Annotated in this window: 5 protein-coding genes and 1 tRNA gene; 3 read left to right on the top strand and 3 right to left on the bottom strand. The window is 63.5% G+C overall.

Annotation, left to right across the window (positions count from 1 at the left end):
- The first annotated feature begins 60 nt into the window (after positions 1 to 60).
- Positions 61 to 137, top strand: a tRNA-Arg gene (locus QZ266_RS10080).
- Positions 138 to 552: 415 nt separating this feature from the next.
- On the opposite strand, the gene QZ266_RS10085 is transcribed toward QZ266_RS10080, so the two are convergent.
- Positions 553 to 1,032 (bottom strand): nuclear transport factor 2 family protein, encoded by a 480-nt coding sequence (locus tag QZ266_RS10085; RefSeq protein WP_295694701.1) that lies wholly within the window; start codon positions 1,030 to 1,032, stop codon positions 553 to 555.
- 89 nt (positions 1,033 to 1,121) lie between these two features.
- A complete protein-coding gene (locus QZ266_RS10090) occupies positions 1,122 to 1,304 on the bottom strand; it encodes a hypothetical protein (protein ID WP_295694704.1) in 183 nt (60 codons plus the stop codon).
- A gap of 61 nt (positions 1,305 to 1,365) precedes the next feature.
- Here QZ266_RS10090 and QZ266_RS10095 point away from each other — a divergent pair, with 61 nt between their 5' ends.
- Complete coding sequence (locus tag QZ266_RS10095) at positions 1,366 to 2,274, top strand: GNAT family N-acetyltransferase (protein ID WP_295694707.1); 909 nt, start codon at positions 1,366 to 1,368, stop codon at positions 2,272 to 2,274.
- A gap of 192 nt (positions 2,275 to 2,466) precedes the next feature.
- The gene (locus QZ266_RS10100) at positions 2,467 to 2,868 is read left to right on the top strand and encodes a molybdopterin-dependent oxidoreductase (protein WP_295694710.1); all 402 of its coding nucleotides are present in this window, start codon (positions 2,467 to 2,469) and stop codon (positions 2,866 to 2,868) included.
- Positions 2,869 to 2,870: 2 nt separating this feature from the next.
- Here QZ266_RS10100 and QZ266_RS10105 read toward each other — a convergent pair whose 3' ends face one another.
- A complete protein-coding gene (locus QZ266_RS10105; RefSeq protein ID WP_295694713.1) occupies positions 2,871 to 4,199 on the bottom strand; it encodes a S41 family peptidase in 1,329 nt (442 codons plus the stop codon).
- Between the last annotated feature and the right edge of the window lie 231 nt (positions 4,200 to 4,430).

Genomic DNA, 4,430 nt, shown 5'->3' on the forward strand with positions numbered 1-4,430 from the left:
CGGCAGGCGTATAGCCGCGTTGCGCACCTGAACCGCATCGGCTATGGGTTCGCCTTCGACGCACCCATAGCTCAGCTGGATAGAGCGCTGCCCTCCGAAGGCAGAGGTCAGAGGTTCGAATCCTCTTGGGTGCGCCATTTCTTCGATCTCACGGCAACTCCCCTGGATTTGATCCGGGGTCGTGCCTCCGATGGGGCGGGCTGACCGCCCGGCGCGCGGTCGCGCTTGCGAACCCTGCGGGTTCGAAATGACGCCTCTTGGGTGCGCCATTTCCTCGATCTCACGGCAACTCCCCCGGATTTGATCCGGGGTCGCGCCTCCGATGGGGCGGGCTGACCGCCCGGCGCGCGGTCGCGCTTGCGAACCCTGCGGGTTCGAAATGGCGCCTCTTGGGTGCGCTATTTCTTCTTGATCTCACGGCAACTCCCCCGGATTTCATCCAGGGTCGTGCCTCCGATGGGCCGAGCGGGCCGATCGGCGCGCAGTCGCGTTTGCGACCCTTGCGGGTTCGATGTGGCGACTGCGCGGCCATTCGGTTTTCGTCCTTCGGGATCAATCCATTCCGCTGGCCCGGCGGGCCTGCCAGGTGTCGGCGTATTGCTGGAAGGCGATGGCCTGGCCGTCCTGGATCGTCCAGACATGGACAAACTGGGCGTTCATGGCTTCGCCGGTCGCGTTGAAGGTTCCGGTATAGCGCCCCATGACAGCGACCCGGTCTCCCTGGGCGATCATGCTCTCCGGCACGGCGGCAAACCCGTCCCACTCGGTGACCACGCGGCCGATCACGCCTTCGAGGACGGCATCCGGACCGATATAGGGATTGTTGTCGGCATAGGGGTAGTTCTCGGCCTCATTCCACACGATGTCGGCGTGAAGAAGCCCGGCAAAGGTCGGAACATCGCCGACGGCAAAGGCGTCATAGATGGCCTGGGCCACGGCCGCGCTCTCGGCGTCGGTCGTATCGGCTGTTTCGGTCGGCGCGCTGCAGGCAGCGATCGCCAGGACGGCCAGTGCGGCAAGAATTCGTCTCATGTTTTTCCCCCAAGCAATTGGAGGCGCGACTGAAGCATGCCGACCTTCGCATGTCCCGCGAATTCATATGAGCCGCGGCCCGGTTTCAGTCAGTGAAGACACCAGAGACCGGTGCAGACGCCAAAAAATACCTGCATGGCGAGGTCGAGCAAGCCTGTGAACACCAGCAAGGGAAGGCCGACATAGAGAAAGCCCAGCCACACGGCCATCAGGGTGAGTCGCGGCTCGGCGATCGTGTGGCCCATGACAGTCTGGGGTCGCTTTCCAAGCATCGCTGAGTCCTTTCGGTTATGCTTAACTCTCATTAACCGGATATCCCTAACGCTTCCTCCCATGCAAATCGATTTGGATATCGGCCAGCCGACATGGGACCTTGCCCTTATGGCCCGGCCCGCAGCGCTCCAGCAGGATTGGAGCTATGGAGAGGCTGTGACGCGGCTCGGCGGACGGGTCATTCGCGCCGGGCTGGTCGATGAGGGTGTCCTGGTCGGCCTGGCCCAGTTCACAGCGCGGAAAATTGCCGGCCTGGTCGACATGGCGCTGTGCACCCGCGGCCCGGTCTGGCTGGAAACCGTCTCGGACGCAAAGCGCCAGCAGGCCTATCGCTTGCTCAAGACCAGCCTCGGACTGTCGCGACCCCGCCTCGTCATGATCACACCGGACGAAGAGCGCGATCCCGGCACGCGGCGTCTAAGCCGGGTGATGACGGGTCATTCCACAGTGATCCTCGACCTGACTCAGGACGTTGACGCCTTGCGGGCCGGCCTTGACCAGAAATGGCGGAATAATCTCAAGGCCGCAGAGAAATCCGGCCTGTCTGTCGTCAGCAATGGTACCAAGCTGGCCCAGTATCGCTGGCTTCTCGCCAGTGAGGAGGGGCAACGTGCCGCGCGAGGCTATCGATCGACGCCGGCCGCGCTCGTACCGGAATTTGTCGAGGCCAGGCAGGACCGCGACAGCCTTCTCATCCTGCGGGCGGATGCCGGCAAGCAGAAGCAGGCCGCCATGCTGTTTCTGGTCCACGGGAGCTCTGCAACCTACCAGATTGGCTGGCTCGACCATGGGAATGCGTCGCGGGGCGCGCATAATCTCCTGCTCTGGAACGCAATCGGACAGCTGCAGGCGCGCGGGGTGCAGCAACTGGATCTGGGCGGCGTGAATACGAATTCGGGGGCCGGCATAGCGCGATTCAAGATTGGTACGGGCGGTCGCGTGACGACGCTGGCCGGGACGTATCTGTGATGACACCGGATCCTGTTGAGAGGGACACTGAATGCGCGTCATGACCGGCTTCATCGCGTCCGCCCTGCTTGCGGGCTTCCTGGCCGCTTGCCAGCCTGCCGACGGACTAACAGGGTCGGGCCCGATCTCGTCACCCTGCACGGCCCGCTCGGGCAGTATGACCGCGGGGCGATGCAGGCGGCTGAAGAGCCCATGTTTGCCAGTTATGGTGTCGCCTTCGAGCGCGCGCTCGGCCTTACCGCGTCCGAGTTGGCCGCTTTTGAGACCCGGACGCTGGACACCGACTTCCCGGCCGGTGGGGATACGCACAGTTTCACCGGGCCGCTTCTGTGCGATGTTCTGGCTTATGCGGGCGTGAACGATCGCTCAATCCGTGTCACCGCGCTCGATGGCTATCAGCGCGATATATCCGCCGACCGCTATCAGGCTCATGACGTCATCCTGGCCCTGTTTCAGGACGGCCGCCCGATGGGCATAGGCGGACGCGGTCCGGCCATGCTGGTCTGGCCGCGCGGGACGGATCCCGCGCTGACCGGAATGAATGATGATGACTGGGTGTTCGGAGTCTTCGTGATCGAAGTCCTGCCCGACTGATCTCAGTCCGTTCGAACATTCCCGATCACCCGACCATCGGCGAGGTGCAGGTCCATGCTATCCGCCGGCCCGGATCCACTGATCACGAATATGAAGCGGGCATCATCGTCGCCCTCGAGCCGGAAGCGGTGATCGCCGAGCGGTTGAAGGGCGGCACCGGGGCGACCGTCGCGGCTGTAGATCAACTGCCCGTCTTCAACCGAGACATTGCGGATCCCGTATGTTCCGGCATAGCGGGCCAGAGCGGTTTCGCTCAGCGTGACCGGCTCGGCATTGGCATTCAGGCCTTCCAGGGCCCATTCCAGCGTCAGGCGCGCACCGTCATCGCTGCCGGCGTCCAGCAAGGCGGCATAGGCATTGGCGAGCGCGGTATCGAGCGCGTCACCGGCGGCGGTCTCGATGTGTGGCTGAACGCCCGTGCCTTCCCAATTGGTGCCCGTGATCGGGTTTCTCGCCGAACCGGTGGAGACGAAGATGGTGAAGCCTGCCTCGGTCAGGAAGGTTCCACCCGGATTGCCGGCGCCATAGGTGGACTCGCCGATAATGGTGGCGCGCTCGAGGGCCTTGAGATGATAGGGAAAGGCTTCACCGGCTGACCCGGTCCGGGCGCTGGTCAGGACATAGAGCGGAATATCGGGGCGATTGCCTGCCGGGTGCGATGGCAGCGACCACATCTGATTGGGGTATTCCAGATCGCGCGAGACGAATGTGTTGATCAGGGTCTGGCCGCCGGGTTGGAGGAAGTGGCTGACCAGGTATTGCACCATTGACGGGGCACCGCCCCCATTCTGGCGGACATCAAAGATCACTGCATCGGTCCCGGCGATGAAGTCCAGCGCGGCGCGAGCCGTCGATTCCGCCGGCTGGATCGGGGCGAATTGGCGCAGATCGATATAGCCGATATTGCCGGGCAGGATCTCGACGCTGGCAAATCCGAAATTCTGGCGACGCAGCGGGGCCCACGGGTCAGCCGAACGTTCGCGCGCAGGGCCGGCACCATCGCGCCGTTGCATGGCGGCGACCGCTTCCGGGCCAACATAATTGACACCGAAATGGCGGTCCTCAGCAGAGAGGCGGGTGGTCAGCGCGGTCGCCAGGCTCTCACCGTCATCGAACCCTGCGAAGGCGCCCGCATCGAGTGCGGCGATCAGATCTGCGGCGATCTGCGCTGCGCGTTCAGCGTCATAAAAGCGCTCGCTGATGGTTTCTGCGATCTCACGAACTGCCTCATCGCGCGTATCCACTTCGATCGGCGATTGCGCCGCAGCCGCTGTGGCCACCAGTCCTGCTGTGGCAAAGGCGGCAAGCGTGGTCCGGGCAAATTCGAGCATGGTGAGGTCCTTTGTTTTCTGCCTTGGTATCGCGGACTGGCACGGCCTGTCTCAAGTGAATTCGCTTTCATCCTCCCGCAAGGCGGCTGCCATGAATGAGAAGAAAAGCCTTTCGGCAGGCGGCTGGCCTGCCTAAGGTGCGCTCAGTTTTTGGATTGGGGAGTGGAATGGACGGCTTCTTTGACGCTGCGACTACGGTCAGCGATTTCCTCTGGGGGGGTACCTGGGGCG

It is taken from the genome of uncultured Maricaulis sp., assembly GCF_905480005.1.
Lineage (GTDB): Bacteria > Pseudomonadota > Alphaproteobacteria > Caulobacterales > Maricaulaceae > Maricaulis.